The following is a 15010-nucleotide window of genomic DNA, read 5'->3' as shown; positions in this document are numbered from 1 at the left end:
GTCCTCGCATCGATTCATCAGGTTGAATGGTGAGCTTTCGTCGTCATCGAGATAAGAAAAAGTGTGAGGGAATGGCCGTCGCTAAGCCATCCCCTCACGAACTTATCTGCCGTCCGAGTGCGTGATGCCGGAAGGTGTCCCCAGAGACGTGATGACGTATTCGGGATAGGCGGAGATGCCGTGCTCGTGTAGATCGAGTCCGTAAAGCTCGCCCTCTCTCGATACGCGCAGGGTGCCCGTCAGATTGACCAGCCACATCACCAGCATGGCAACCGCAAAGGTAGACACCGTGATGATTGCGCTGCCGATGAACTGCGCCTTGAAGAGCGTCAAGCCTCCGCCGTAGAACAATCCACGGAGCGGTGCGCTGTTGTCCGGAGCAAGCGGACCGGTCGCACCGTACTTCCCTACCGCGAACAAGCCCAGCGAGAGCGTGCCCCATATGCCGCAGATGCCGTGAACCGGCACAGCGCCAATGGGATCATCGATGCGGAGCCATTCCAGCAACTCCACTCCGAAGACAACGATGACGCCGGCGATTCCGCCCAGAATAATGGCTCCCGTGGGACTGACCCAATAGCATGGGCAGGTAATAGCGACCAGCCCCGCCAGAAATCCGTTCACGGTAAAACTGATGTCCCATTTCTTGCTCATAATGTAGGCGACCATCATGGCAGTGAGACCGGCGGCGCAGGCTGCCAGCGTGGTATTTGCTGAAATTCTGCCGATGCCTTCAAAGTCCATCGCAGAGAGCGTGCTCCCCGGATTGAATCCGTACCAGCCGAACCACAGCAATAGTCCACCCGATGCAGCAATGGTCAGATCGTGAGGAAGCATGGGTCCGCCGCCATCACGCTTGAACTTGCGTCCGAGACGCGGGCCAAGAACGATCGATCCCGCAAGAGCGATCATGCCGCCAATGGTATGGACCACCGTTGACCCGGCGAAATCGTGGAAGCTTTGACCAAGCGTAGGAAGAAAGAAGCCCGTGCTTCCCATGGTTGCAAGGAAACCATCCGGACCCCATGCCCAGTGACCGATGATGGGATAGATGAAGCCGGAGACGGCGAGACTATAGAGCAGGTCGCCGACGAAACCGGTACGACCGATCATGGCTCCCGAGGTAATCGTGGAGCAGGTATCGGCAAAGGCAAACTGGAAGATCCAGAAGGCCAGAAAAGCAACCCCTGTACCTTCATAAGTTGCTGGTATGTCTTTCAGAAAGAACCAGTGATAGCCAATGAATCCATTGCCGTGGCTGAACATGAATGAAAAGCCGATGGCGTAGAAGAGCAGGCCGCAGAGACAGGTATCGACGACGCATTCCATCAACACGTTGACGGTCTCTCGCGACCGGCAGAAGCCAGCTTCGAGCATGGTGAAGCCAACCTGCATTCCAAAGACCAGGAATGCAGCGATCAGCGTCCACGCAGTATTGACTGGATTGACGATGTCGGCGGCCTTGATGGGGGCATCCGCCGCCAGCACATTGGTAAAGCAGAGTTCGGTGATAAAGGTGGCGACCAGCAGGACCGCTGCAACACCCAGCGCCTTGCCTGCAAGCAACACCATGCCATAACGGCGCCATTGAGCATCGTGCAGGCGTTCGCCCAGACGGCTGATCTTCTGCGGGAGAGATAGTCTTACTGCCTGGTTCACTGTTTGTGACATTCAGAGAACTCCTTTGCTGGAAGTAGATGAAGCTATGGAGACACGTATCGCTTCGACCCGGAAGATGATTGGAGCCAACTACCTGATTTTGCGATCCCTGGTTACGTTGCGGTAGCTGTACCGTTACACAGCCCCTCGCCGGGCAGCAAGGGCAGATTCGTAGAAGAACTTTTTTCTATGCACGGCATCACTTTTTGCGACGGAAATCCCTCTCCAGTGCTGAAGGAAGGCAGTGTTGATAAGTTTTTGTGATGTGGCGTATCGAATGCGCTGATTCAGGAAGAATGCCAAAATCTGCGTGCTATACCCAAGTTACACACATAGCAAGCCTGCTCAGACGTAGCACCGGGCAGGATAACGGGCCATAGATAACCGTTGGCATTTGCAACGGTACACTTATGACTTCTTAACGGTTTCTCTACGAACTTCCTATGATTTGCGCTCTACCATCACAGCAACTCAGTAAGAGAAAGGACACGAAGCGATGGCTCAATTGAAGAGGAAGACTGCACTCACCAGGACTACGCTTGCGGTATTGATCTGTTGCACCGGCGCACTTTTCACTGTGCGCCACACCCAGGCGCAGGATGCGTCTCCACCGTCGGCCGCGGCGCCGAAGGACACCCCTGCTCCTTCTACCCAGCCACCGGCAGCAACTCCAGCCCCAGCTCCAGCGGCAGCGCCAGTGTGGAGCGTTGGATCGATTGATTTCAGCGGTCTCGTGGACGGCTATTATTCCGGCAACTTCAATAACCCGGCCTCGCAGGTAAACCAGCTGCAAAACTTCGACTTCAAGGCAAATCAATTCAGCCTTGAGATGTTGAAGGTGTCCATGTCGCACTCTCCTGACCCCATCGGTTTCCAGGTTGATCTGGGATTCGGCAAGGCCTTTGACTGGATCCATGCCACCGAACCCAGCGGTTCGACAGGCTATCTGCGTAACGTTGAGCAGGCGTATATAGCGATAAAACCAGCAAAAGCGAAGGGGTTCGAGGCGGACTTCGGACAGTTTGTGACCTCCGCAGGAGCCGAAGTCATTGAAACAATGACGAACTGGAACTACTCTCACTCACTCCTGTTTTCCTATGCCGTCCCTTACTATCACATGGGTTTGCGCACGTCGATGCCACTGACGAAGTCATTTACCGGCGGCTTTCAGCTAGTGAATGGATGGAACGACACCGAGGACAACAACACAGGAAAGACGCTGGGCTTCACTGGCGTCTACACAAAGCCGAAGTTCACTCTCTATGGAAATTATTATGTAGGGCCGGAAAACGTTGGCACCAACACCGGCTGGCGGAACTTGATTGACGCAAACCTGGTGCTGACCCCAACGCCAAAGTTGAGCGCCTACATCAACTACGACTATGGCCAGAATCGGAACGCTGTAGCGACGGGAACAGGATTCACGACCGGATCCTTGGCGCGCTGGCAAGGCATTGCCGCCGCCGCGCACTATCAGGTGACAGCCAAATCTTCGTTCACCCCGCGCTTTGAGTACTTCCTCGATCCACAAGGATTCAATACCGGTACGGCGCAGACGTTGAACGAATTCACCATAACGTATGAGTACAAGATGGTAGAAGGAATGCTGGCGAGAGTGGAGTTCAGAAACGATCACTCGGACACGAACTTCTTCGACAAAGACAAGAACCCGGCAAGTACGCAAAATCAACCGGGAATCACGGTTGGCATGATTGCTTTCTTCGGACCCAAGCGATGAGTTCCAGCAACGACACTTCAAAATAACCCTCCAATAGCCGACCCTCTGCGGGTCGGCTATTTTTATACCAATGGCGTAAAATGAAGCCGTTGCAAGTATTTCGCCACCCGGTTGGGGCTGCGAAGCTCGCGCATGAGAACCGAAGCCGCTGGGCTCATAATCCAGCAGGCAACGTCTCTAAAGCAGTAGGCAATGTAATTTTGCCAAGGGATCTGCACTCTCGCATGAGGCGGAATCCACGGAAGGACTTACTAGAATGTCGCGTATCGTTCGCTGTTCCCTGATTCAGGCTACAAGCCCTCAACATGAAGGAAGATCGTTGGCCGAGATTAAACAGGCCATGATCGACAAGCATCTTCCCCTCATCCGCCAGGCTGCTGCCGACGGCTCCCAGATAGTTTGCCTTCAGGAGCTTTTCTACGGGCCATACTTCTGCGCGGAGCAGTCTCCCCGCTGGTATGACCTCGCCGAGGCCGTGCCCAACGGCCCAACCATGAAGCTCATGCAGGACCTTGCGAAGGAGCTACACGTCGCCATCGTCGTCCCCATCTATGAGATGGAAGGCACCGGCGTGTACTACAACACGGCTGCGGTCATTGATGGCGACGGCAACTATCTCGGAAAATATCGCAAGTCACATCTTCCGCATCTTGCTCCCGGCTTCTGGGAGAAGTTTTATTTCCGGCCCGGCAATCTTGGCTTTCCAGTCTTCGACCTCGGCTTCTGCAAGATCGGCGTCTATCTCTGCTACGACCGCCACTTCCCCGAAGGCGCCCGTGCGCTTGGCCTGAACGGCGCAGATATAGTCTTCAATCCTTCCGCCACCGTCGCTGGTTTGAGCGAGTATCTATGGAAGCTTGAACAACCGGCACACGCCGCAGCGAATGGATACTTTGTCGGCGCGATCAATCGAGTTGGCACCGAAGCGCCCTGGAACATCGGCGAGTTCTTTGGCCAGAGTTACTTCTGCGATCCGCGCGGACAGATATTTGCTGAGGCCTCGCGCGATAAGGACGAAGTGCTGACCGCCAATCTCGATCTGGACCAGGTAGCTGAAGTTCGTAAGACGTGGCAGTTCTACCGCGACCGCAGGCCAGAGATGTACGGCGATCTGGTGAAGCCGTAGTTCCCTTTTGGCGTTCAGCCCATGACGGTTTTGTCATTACGAGGTAAGTAGCAATGCAGGAGTTACTCCAGCAGAAGCCCGAGATTGCAGCGATATTCGCAGACCTGCATCCACCATTCCAGGCACAAGCCGCCGTGATTGAAGCGGACCGCTGCCTGAATTGTTTCGATGCGCCCTGTACTGGCGCGTGTCCCACGCATATCGATGTGCCAAGGTTCATTAAGAAGATCGCCAGCGGCAACCTGCACGGCGCCGCTCTCGGCATCCTCGATGCAAACATTCTAGGAGCCAGTTGCGCTCGAGCGTGTCCCGTCGAGGTACTATGCGAGGGAGCCTGCGTCATGCATGGCCTCAACCAGCAGCCGATTGAGATTGGACGGCTCCAGCGCTTTGCCATGGACGACTTTCATGCGCAAGGTGGAAGGCTGCCGCGTAAGTCATATGAGAATCGTCCCGAAAAGATTGCCTGCATCGGCGCTGGCCCCGCATCCTTGGCTGCGGCGGCGGAATTGAAGCAGCGAGGCTTTCAGGTAACTATCTTCGACAAGCATCCTCTGCCGGGCGGCCTGAATACCTATGGAATAGCCGAGTACAAGCTGCCGTTGCTCGATAGCCTTCGTGAGATCGAATTGATTAAGGAACTGGGAGTCGACTTTCGATTTGGCGTCGAAATTGGCACTAAGACTTCCCTTGCAAAACTCGAAGCTGAGTTCGACATCATCTTCATCGGTGTAGGGCTTGGCGCAATGCATAAGCTCGCCGTTACTGGCGATCAGCAGCCGAGAGTTACTGAAGCTCTGCAATTGATAGAAGACTACAAGACGGGAAAGACCACGCACATAGAGGGGAAGGTCGTAGTGGTAGGAGCGGGCAACACCGCCATCGACGCTGCCAACGCTGCGAAGCGGCTGGGAGCGAAAGAGGTTTCGATCTTGTACCGGCGCACCAGAAAGCACATCTCGGCCTTTGATTTTGAATATCGACAGGCGTTGCAGGAAGGCATCCGTTTTCTCTGGTTGACGCAACTGATGGCCATCCGTGCGTCCTCTGAAGGGATTACCTCCGTCGAATGTGCACGCATGGAGATCGGCTCCGGCGGCTTACTCCGACCAATTGAAGATTCGACCTTCCATTTAGAGTGCAGCATGGTGGTCTCCGCGATTGGACAATCGCCCATGCTAGAGCTATTAGCCCAATGCCGAGATGTGCAGTTGCAGCAAGGGCGGGTAGTAGTAGACCGCGCCACCGGACAAACTACAAATCCGAAGTACTTTGCCGGCGGCGATTGCGTCAACGGCGGTCGTGAAGTAGTAGACGCAGTTGCGGACGGTAAGCGTGCCGGAGCGGCCATCGCTCGTCTGCTGGAGGTCGCGTATGTCTAACTACATAGTGAAACCCGATCTTGCGGTTACTTTTGCGGGCATCAAATCGCCAAACCCATTCTGGCTTGCATCTGCCCCACCGACCAATACCGGCGAGCAGATTATGCGGGCCTTCGATGCCGGTTGGGGAGGAGCCGTGTGGAAGACGATGGGAGCGCAGGTAACGAATACCTCTTCGCGCTATTCATCGATCAACTGGAATGGCCAGCGCATGATGGGCTTCAGCAACATCGAGCTGATCAGTGACCGTCCGCTTGATATAAATCTGCGTGAGCTGGCAGAGGTGAAGAAGCGTTACCCGAAGCAGGCGCTCATCGCATCGTTGATGGTTGAGTCCACCCGCGAAGCATGGCACACAGTCGTGCAACAGGCCGAAGACGCAGGCGCCGATGGTCTGGAGTTGAACTTTGGCTGTCCCCACGGCATGAGCGAACGCGGCATGGGCTCCGCTGTCGGCCAGGTGCCGGAGTATACGGAGATGATTACGGCATGGGTGAAGGAGAAGGCTACGACTCCGGTCATCGTCAAGTTGACGCCGAATATCTCCGACATTCGTGTAATCGCGCAGGCAGCGAAACGCGGTGGTGCCGACGCGCTCGCCGCCATCAACACCATCAACTCCATCACCGGTATCGATCTGGATACATTCATTCCGCAGCCAAATGTCGACGGCAGGTCAACACATGGCGGCTACAGCGGACCGGCGGTGAAGCCAATTGCGCTCAACATGGTGCAGCAGGTGATGAGCGATCCGGAGTCGATGCTGCCTATCTCCGGCATCGGTGGCGTCGCCACATGGAAGGATGCTGCTGAATATATCCTGCTTGGTTCCGGCACTGTTCAGGTGTGCACGGCGGTGATGCACTATGGATACCGCATCGTCGAGGACATGATCGACGGTCTTCAAAACTGGATGTGCGAGAAGGGTTTTCAATCCATCGAAGACTTTCGTGGGCTCAGTCTTCCAAAGGTGACGGAGTGGAAGGACCTGAACCTGAACTACAAAGTCGTCGCGCACATTGATGAAGCGAAGTGCATCGGCTGCGGGCTCTGCTACACCGCATGTTGGGACGGAGCGCATCAGTGCATCCACGTCGACCGCGTAAGCGGCCCAATAGACGGCCCCGTTGAGTTACACCTGAAGCCATCTGAAATAGAAGCTGCAAGCAGAAACACAATTACTGTTACTCCGATTCCGAAGCTGGACGCTGCGAGTGTTACAACTCCCAGCTATGCAACTCCGCTCGCACGAATTCCTCGAGTGGACGAGACCGAATGCGTGGGCTGCAATCTGTGTTCGCTGGTCTGTCCTGTCGATGACTGCATCACCATGGTGGAAGTGAAGACACATCTGCCATCGGAGACTTGGGAAGAACGTACTGCCGAATGCCTCACAGGAAAGAGTTGCTGATGGGTTTGCTCATTCAGAATGGAACCGTAGTCACCGCGGACAAGACCTTCGCCGCCGATGTTCTGGTAGAAGGCGAAGTCATCAAAGAAGTCCGCGCCGGAATTTCTTCTAACGGACATACGGTTGTCGATGCGGCGGGAATGCTTGTTCTGCCGGGCGGCATCGACGCGCATACCCATCTCGACATGCCCTTCGGCGGCACCATGTCGAGCGACGACTTTGAGACCGGAACCCGCGCCGCAGCTATCGGCGGCACAACTACCATCGTCGACTTCGCCATCCAGGCCAAAGGAACGAAGATGCGCGACGCGCTCGATCTCTGGTGGAAGAAGGCTGAGGGCAAAGCCTGTATCGACTACGGTCTGCACATGATCGTCACCGATCTCGGCAGTGACGCTGGCAAGGCTGGCCTCGACGACATGGACGACCTCGTGCGCGAAGGCGTAGCCAGCTTCAAACTCTTCATGGCCTATCCCAACGTCCTCATGGCCGACGATGCCACCATCTTCAAGGCGCTGCGGCAGACCGCCAAAAACGGCGCGCTCGTCTGCATGCACGCCGAGAACGGCAGCGTCATCGATGTGCTCGTCCAGCAGGCCCTCGCCGAAGGTAAGACGGCACCGATCTATCATGCTCTCACGCGGCCCACGCTCGCCGAAGCCGAAGCAGTGCAGCGCGCAATCGCGATGGCTGAGATCGCCGGCGCGCCCGTCTACATCGTGCATCTCTCCTCCGAAGACGCCTTGAACCAGGTCCGCGAAGCACGCGACCGCGGAGTTCCCGCCTTCGCCGAGACCTGCCCCCAGTATCTTCTGCTCTCGATTGAAGACAATATGAACACCGGCTCCTTCGAGGATGCCAAGTATGTCTTCACTCCTCCTCTGCGCGAAAAAAAGAACCAGGCCCGCCTGTGGGATGGCTTGAAGCACGATCATCTACAAGTGGTCTCGACCGACCACTGTCCTTTCTGTTTCGCCGATCAGAAGGTACTGGGCATCGACGATTTTACGAAGATCCCCAACGGAGGTCCGGGCATCGAGAACCGAATGCAGTTGATCCATCATCATGGCGTCAACTCCGGCCGTCTCTCGCTGAACAGGTTCGTCGAGATCACCGCCACCGCCCCGGCGCGCATCTTTGGCATGTATCCCAAAAAGGGGACGATCGCCCCCGGCAGCGACGCCGACATCGTAATCTGGGACCCCGAGTCTGAGCACACCATCAGCGCCGCCACCCACAACATGCGCTGCGACTACTCCATGTTCGAGGGCTATCAAGTCAGGGGAAATGCGCGGCAGGTCTACTCCGCCGGTGAATTGATCGTCGAGCACGGAAGGTTCCTCGGCAAGCCAGGCCGCGGCCGATATCTGAAGCGCGAGCCACGCGGCGGAGCATGGCGCTGAGTCATCTTCAGACAACCACCAGCGCTCCCTCCACCGCCACACTCCCAAACACCCGCCGATACCGTGCAATCTCCTCCGCCGGCCCGGTCGACTTCCGCGCATTATCACTCAGCTTCACTGCGGGCCTGCCCTCCACCGTCATCAGCTTGCACACCAGGCTGATCGGTTCGAGGGTGTCCTCCCCTCGCGGATGGCACCCCCGAAAGTCGTTCGTAAGCAGTGTCCCCCAACCCGCGCTGAACCGTATCCGCCCGCGAAAATAAGCAACCAGCCTAACAATGTCCTCCGCGTCCAAACCATCCGAAGCGATCAGCCGCTTCCCTCTCGCATCGCGCCCCCGCCGCATCAGCCACGCAATATACTCATCTCCCGCAGCCATAGGGTCTTTGCTATCCACCCTCTGCCCGGTCCAATCCGCCACCCAATCCGGTGCGCCCTCCAGAAACTGCGTCGTCCCAAACGTATCCGGCAGCATCACCAGCAGCGCGCCACCATAACTCTGCTGCCAAAGCTCCAGCACCTTATACTGCGAAGCCCGCAACTCCTCATCGCTCGTCGCCATCGCCGCCAGCGCCATCGGAAGCTCATGCGCATTCGTGCCCATCGCTTCCAGATCGTGCTTATAAGCCAGCGCCGTATTCGACGTTCCCTTCAGCCGGTCGCCCAACCCCGCCCGCAGCGCCTCGACTACATATTCCTGCCACAAAAAGCTATGCCGCCGCCGAGTCCCAAAGTCCGACAGCTCCAGATCGTCCACCCCGCGCAGCAGCTCAATCTTGTCCCACAGCCGCGTCTTCGCCCGCGCATACAAAATGTCCAGCTCCAGCTCGCTCAACTCCGCCAGCGCCGACCGCGTCTTCAGCTCGCTCACAATCGCCAGCGCATAGATCTCCCACATCGTCACCTCGGTCCACAGCCCGCTGAACCGCAGCACCAGTTGTCCGTCCTGCTCCATCACCTCATAGCCGCTCAGCCTGAAGTCCCGCTCCAGCCACTCCAGAAACTTCGGCTCAAAGATGCTCCGTGTTCCATAAAAGCTATTGCCCGCCAGCCAAACCATCTCGCTCTTGCGAAACCGCAGCCCGCGTACATGCTCCATCTGCTCGATCAGCGCCGCCGCGCCCACGCGCTCCGCCAGCTTCACCGAAACCGTCCGATTCACCACCTCGCTGGTCACATGCACCTGCGGAAAGTTCTTCCAGATGAACTGCAGCATCAGCAGCTTATAAAAGTCCGTGTCCAGCAGCGACCGCACAATTGGATCCAGCTTCCAGTTATGGTTATGCGCCCGCTCCGCAAAATTAACATTCATGCCACCAGTCTCGCCTCCAGCCCCGCAACACGCAACCGTCCGCTTCCTTCCAATCAGCACGCGCTCAGACGAAGACAGGACACAAACCGTCAAGCTCGACCCGCCACCCGGATCGCCAAATCTTGCCCACACCGAGGACCGGGTAACCCGAACTGCTCGAATGCAGGGAACTTCAATAACCTGGGAGAGATCCCCGTCTCGCTTAAGGGCACGGCTTCAGCCGTGCCGCAAATGCATTCCCGTGCGACGGGGCTTTAGCCCCTGAGGTCCGGTTTTTCGTTGCACCTAACCCTCCTGTGGAAAACCTTGTCAAGCCCTAAATCGCATAACTCCTGCATCTTCAGCAACATAAAATTGCAAAAGAGTTATCTCCCATCCGCTACAATTAACCCAATGCAGTAAATCAACAGCCCGGCCTAGTGCCGGGCTTTCGCATTTAACCGGGTCTACCTCGAAGTCCACAGGTAGGCCCTTTCTTTTGAAGACTTTGGGACTTTAAGTACAGGGGGGGATACACCATGAAGATCATCGAAGCCACGACCGAGGCCACACAAGATAAATCCAAACGCTACCGCTGCCGCCACATCTTCATCGACGGCCACCGATGCGGCAGCCCATCGCTGCATGGCGAGCACTTCTGTTACTACCATCACACCACACGCGGCTTCGCCGACGAGAAGCGGGAGCGCCGGACCTGGACGGAGTTTGAGCTGCCCCCACTCGAAGATCGCAGCTCCATCCTGGCCGCCATCACCGAAGTCCTTCAGCGTATCGCCTGCGACAACCTCCCGACGAAACAAGCCGGTCTGCTCCTCTACGGCCTGCAGATCGCCAGCCTCAACCTGCCCGAAGTCGGCGAAACCGAATCCCATCAGCAGGATAACCAGTCCGTCGAAGAGGTCATCACCAACCCTCGCTACGGAGATCTCGCACCCGTAGCCGAGATCAGCGAAACCGCCATCCTGCCCACCCTCCAGGCCGACGCAGCGAACGAACCAGCCGGAAAAGGCCCGTCTCGCTTAAGGGCACGGCTTCAGCCGTGCCGCAGATCCTCCATCGGAAACGGGGCTTCAGCCCCTGAGGTACGTTTTTCTCCGTGCCACCCATTCCAGCAGCTTCTGCAAGCCCGATCCATCTCCAGCGCGCTTTTACAACGGAAATTTACACTCAAACCCGCATTAATACAGCCCCAAAGTTGCTATCCTAATACTTGCCATGCCAACCAAAAAAGAACTCCTCAGCCAGCCCATTCAGCACATCGACATCAAGCAGCACAACGTCGTCCCCCTCATCGACGCCATGCAGTCGATGGCCTACAGCTCTCGCGACGCCGCCCGGGCCGCCTCCATCTACGACATGATGCTCCGCGACACCGACTGCGGCGTCATCCTCTGCCTCGCCGGCTCGCTCATCTCCGCCGGTCTGCAGAAGGTCTTCATCGATCTCATCCGCAACAACATGGTTGACGCCATCGTCTCCACCGGAGCAAACATCGTCGATCAGGACTTCTTCGAGGCCCTCGGCTTCAACCACTACATCGCCGGTGACGAGTATAAGTACGGTGCCGGTGACGCCGATCTCCGCGAGTTGATGATCGATCGCATCTACGATACCTTCATCGACGAAGAAGAGCTGCGCATCTGCGACGAGACCATCCACCAGATCACCAACTCCCTCGAACATCGCCCCTACAGCTCTCGCGAGTTCATCCGCGAGATGGGTGCTTACCTGGTCAAGGAAGGCAAGACCCCGGCAGCAGGCGGACGCGACTCCATCATCCTCGCCGCCTACGAGAAGAACGTTCCCATCTTCTGCCCGGCCTTCTCCGACTGCTCTGCCGGATTCGGCCTCGTTGCTCACCAGCACGCGCGTCAGGGCAAGCCAATGGTCTCGATCGACTCCGCCAAAGATTTCTACGAGATCACCCAGCTCAAGATCGCCAACCCAACCACCGGCCTGCTCATGATCGGCGGCGGCGTTCCCAAAAACTTCGCTCAGGACATCGTCGTAGCCGCAGACGTGCTCGGCGTCGAAGCCTCGATGCACAAATACGCGATCCAGATCACCGTAGCCGACGCCCGCGACGGTGCTCTCTCCGGAAGCACCCTGAAAGAAGCATCCAGTTGGGGCAAGGTAGACCTCACCTACGAGCAGATGGTCTTCTCAGAGGCCACCCTCGCCCTTCCCCTTATCGCTGGCTACGCCTTCCACAAAAAGGCCCACGCCGCCCGCAAAGGCAAGCAATGGGCAACCATCCTCAACCAGGTTCCCGTTACGGTCTAACTCCCTTCTTATCAAGCCGAAAAAAAGGGCGCTCCCTCTGGAACGTCCTTTTTTTATGTATCAATCAGATTCCATTCAGATTCCATACATCTAACAGTCATAGTCAATGCGTTACTATTACGCTGCCAGGAAGTTACTATAGAGTTACGGGCCTCAAATGAACACGCTCCTCATTGCCGGATATCTTGTACTGCTTGCTTTCATCGCCGTTCTTGCCTTCGTCGCTCTTCGCGCCCGACGCAATCTGCGGGACATCTCTGTCCAGCTCACGCAGGCCCGCGAACAGCAGCATCAGCACAATCTCCAACTTACCGAACGTTCGCAGCTTGACACCCTGAAGAACGAGTTCATCTCTACCGTATCCCACGAACTACGCACGCCACTTACCAGTATTCGCGGTGCACTCGGTCTGCTCTCCTCCGGCGTTATCGGCAATGTCGACGCCAAGGCACAAAACCTCCTCCGCATCGCCGTCACCAACACCGATCGTCTCATCCGCCTCATCAACGACATCCTCGATATCGAGCGCATGGAATCCGGCCGCGCGCCGCTTCAGGTCCGCCGCTGCTCTCTCCGCGACCTCTGCAAGCAGGCCATCGAAACCATGAAGCCGATGGCCGACGCGAACACCGTTCACCTCCAACTCATTACGCCGGCTGGTCCGCAAGAAGGCCTCTTCTTCGACGGCGACTCTGACCGCATCCTTCAGGTCCTCACCAACCTGCTCTCCAACGCCATCAAGTTCTCGCCCGCAGCGTCGACCGTCAGCATTTACACCGAAGCATCCTCAGACTCCATCCTGCTCAAGGTCTCAGACGAAGGCCGGGGCATTCCCAGCGACAAGCTGGACAGCATCTTCGACCGCTTCCAGCAGGTCGAACCCTCCGACGCCCGCCAAAAAGGCGGAACTGGTCTCGGTCTCTCCATCTGCCGCAGCATCGTCCAGCAGCACAGTGGATCGATCTGGGCGCAGCGTAACCTCGGCCCCGGAGCCACGTTCTATGTCATGCTCCCTCGGGTCACGCGAGCGAGCGATGTGGCTCAACCTGCTTCGCTACCGTCTTCTCCTGTTCACGCCTCTATCCTGATCTGCGACGACGATCCCGGAATCCGCACTGTAGTCTCTGAGCACCTTCAGCGTCAGGGTTACACCGTCATCGAAGCCAACTCTGGCCAGCAAGCGCTTGTCCTCGCCGCCGAGCATCAGGTTGAAGCCATTCTCCTCGATCTGTATATGCCGGGACTCAGCGGGTGGGAGACTCTCCAGCACCTCCGCAACAATCCTGCCACCGCTCACATCCCTGTCGTCGTCCTCAGCGTCCTGTCTTCCACACTGCGCCCGCAATTTATCGGCGACGCCCAGGGATGGGTGCAGAAACCCTTCGACGAAAAGCATCTCTTCGCCGAACTGAGCCGCGTCTTGCATCATGGCGAAGGGCCAGCCAATGTTCTGCTCATTGAGGATGACAGCGATCTGGCTAACGTCGTACTCGCCAGCTTTCGGAGCGCCAGCGTAAAGATCTGCCACGCTGCCACGCGGCAGGAGGCAATCCGGCAATGCATCGACTCGCCCCCGGACCTGCTTATTCTTGATCTGACGCTTCCCGACGGCGATGGCTTCAGTCTGGTCGAGTGGCTCCGTCAGCAACCCAAGCTTCGCGCGCTGCCGCTCATCGTCTACTCGGGCCGCGAAGTCTCAGATAGTGAAATGGCCAAGCTCCGTCTCGGTCCCACCGAGTTCCTCACCAAAGCACGTATTCAACCGCAGGAGGTCGAGGAACTTGTGGTTTCAATGGTCCAGCGCCTGCGCTCGAAACTTTCCGACCTCGCTCCGGTCGGCCCGTCAGCGTGAACCAGTCTCCGGCGAAGCTGCACGGTTATCGGCAATCCTTCGGGTAGCATGAGAGAATAGGCACGCTTATGCGACGCATCTTGATCATTGACGATGAGGACGATATCCGCGAAGTCGCCGCGCTCGCGCTGGAGGCGACCGCTGGCTGGCAGGTTTTCACTGCCGGTTCCGGCGTCGAAGGAATCGCGGTCGCAACTGCCGAGCAACCCGATGCAATTCTCATGGACGTCATGATGCCCGGCGTAGACGGCCCAACCACTTTCCGCAACATGCAGCAGAATCCACTCGTCGCCCACATCCCCGTTCTATTGCTCACTGCCAAGGTGCAAGGAGTAGATCAGCGCCGTTTCGCCAGCCTCGGCCTGGCCGCAATTCTCTTCAAGCCCTTCGATCCTCTGACCCTGGCCCATCAGATATCTGAGGCGCTTGGCTGGAAAGAAGACTAGCGAGTCAGATTGCCACTCAGCAACGCCGCAGATTCCCCAATGACCCCAGAAGAAGAAGCTAAAATCGATGTCCTGTTGAGAAGCATGTGGGAACGCCATCTGCCCACGCTGTACGAACGGCTCGACCTTCTCGACCGCGCCGCATCGGAAGCTGCATCGGGTACGATGAGTGAAACCTTGCGGGCGCAGGCCTTCGAGGTCGCCCACAAACTCTCCGGCTCTCTCGGAATGTTCGGCTACCACCATGGCACGGAGATCGCCCGTCAAATGGAGCAGATACTGAAGACCTTAACCTCCGATTCTCACAGTGACCTCACATCGTTGACGACAGAGCTGCGTCAGACATTACTCGGCAAATAATTATGGTTCAACCGAAGCGCTCGCGAAATCGCATCCAG

Annotated in this window: 12 protein-coding genes; 9 read left to right on the top strand and 3 right to left on the bottom strand. The window is 57.2% G+C overall.

The genetic code is table 11. The annotated features are described in order from the left end of the window. Window positions 1–102: 102 nt before the first annotated feature. Window positions 103–1671, bottom strand: coding sequence for an ammonium transporter (locus tag P4G45_RS08270; protein WP_348269195.1), 1569 nt, complete (start codon window positions 1669–1671; stop codon window positions 103–105). Window positions 1672–2155: 484 nt separating this feature from the next. Here P4G45_RS08270 and P4G45_RS08265 point away from each other — a divergent pair, with 484 nt between their 5' ends. From P4G45_RS08265 to hydA, 5 genes are all read left to right on the top strand, one after another. Then, window positions 2156–3397, top strand: coding sequence for a porin (locus P4G45_RS08265; RefSeq protein ID WP_348269194.1), 1242 nt, complete (start codon window positions 2156–2158; stop codon window positions 3395–3397). 319 nt (window positions 3398–3716) lie between these two features. After that, window positions 3717–4523, top strand: a complete 807-nt coding sequence (locus tag P4G45_RS08260; protein WP_348269193.1) for a nitrilase-related carbon-nitrogen hydrolase — start codon at window positions 3717–3719, stop codon at window positions 4521–4523. A gap of 53 nt (window positions 4524–4576) precedes the next feature. Next, window positions 4577–5905, top strand: a complete 1329-nt coding sequence (locus P4G45_RS08255) for an FAD-dependent oxidoreductase (RefSeq protein WP_348269192.1) — start codon at window positions 4577–4579, stop codon at window positions 5903–5905. Further along, window positions 5898–7316 (top strand): NAD-dependent dihydropyrimidine dehydrogenase subunit PreA, encoded by a 1419-nt coding sequence (gene preA / locus P4G45_RS08250; RefSeq protein ID WP_348269191.1) that lies wholly within the window; start codon window positions 5898–5900, stop codon window positions 7314–7316. The genes P4G45_RS08255 and preA overlap by 8 nt, the downstream gene beginning before the upstream one ends. Next, the gene (gene hydA / locus P4G45_RS08245) at window positions 7292–8719 is read left to right on the top strand and encodes a dihydropyrimidinase (RefSeq protein ID WP_348269190.1); all 1428 of its coding nucleotides are present in this window, start codon (window positions 7292–7294) and stop codon (window positions 8717–8719) included. Before preA ends, hydA begins: the two co-directional genes overlap by 25 nt. A 7-nt stretch (window positions 8720–8726) precedes the next feature. Here the strand turns inward: hydA and pncB are convergent, their stop codons facing one another. Further along, a complete protein-coding gene (gene pncB, locus P4G45_RS08240; protein WP_348269189.1) occupies window positions 8727–10031 on the bottom strand; it encodes a nicotinate phosphoribosyltransferase in 1305 nt (434 codons plus the stop codon). Window positions 10032–10477: 446 nt separating this feature from the next. Further along, on the bottom strand, window positions 10478–10903 hold the full coding sequence (locus P4G45_RS08235; RefSeq protein WP_348269188.1) for a hypothetical protein: 426 nt from the start codon (window positions 10901–10903) through the stop codon (window positions 10478–10480). 343 nt (window positions 10904–11246) lie between these two features. On the opposite strand from P4G45_RS08235, the gene P4G45_RS08230 reads away from it, so the two are divergent. The 4 genes from P4G45_RS08230 to P4G45_RS08215 all read left to right on the top strand — a co-directional run bounded on the left by P4G45_RS08230 (window position 11247) and on the right by P4G45_RS08215 (window position 14972). Further along, window positions 11247–12314, top strand: a complete 1068-nt coding sequence (locus tag P4G45_RS08230; RefSeq protein WP_348269187.1) for a deoxyhypusine synthase — start codon at window positions 11247–11249, stop codon at window positions 12312–12314. A gap of 157 nt (window positions 12315–12471) precedes the next feature. After that, a complete protein-coding gene (locus P4G45_RS08225) occupies window positions 12472–14166 on the top strand; it encodes a response regulator (RefSeq protein ID WP_348269186.1) in 1695 nt (564 codons plus the stop codon). A 68-nt stretch (window positions 14167–14234) separates the two neighbouring features. Next, entirely contained in the window at window positions 14235–14612 is a 378-nt protein-coding gene (locus tag P4G45_RS08220; RefSeq protein WP_348269185.1) for a response regulator, read from the top strand. A 39-nt stretch (window positions 14613–14651) separates the two neighbouring features. Continuing rightward, window positions 14652–14972: an Hpt domain-containing protein gene (locus tag P4G45_RS08215; RefSeq protein ID WP_348269184.1), complete on the top strand. Its 321-nt coding sequence runs from the start codon at window positions 14652–14654 to the stop codon at window positions 14970–14972. Window positions 14973–15010: the final 38 nt, after the last annotated feature.

This window comes from Edaphobacter paludis (assembly GCF_039993895.1).
GTDB classification, from domain to species: domain Bacteria; phylum Acidobacteriota; class Terriglobia; order Terriglobales; family Acidobacteriaceae; genus Edaphobacter; species Edaphobacter paludis.
Note: the sequence above shows the minus strand (reverse complement) of the source record. Positions and strands in the feature narration are given on the sequence as shown.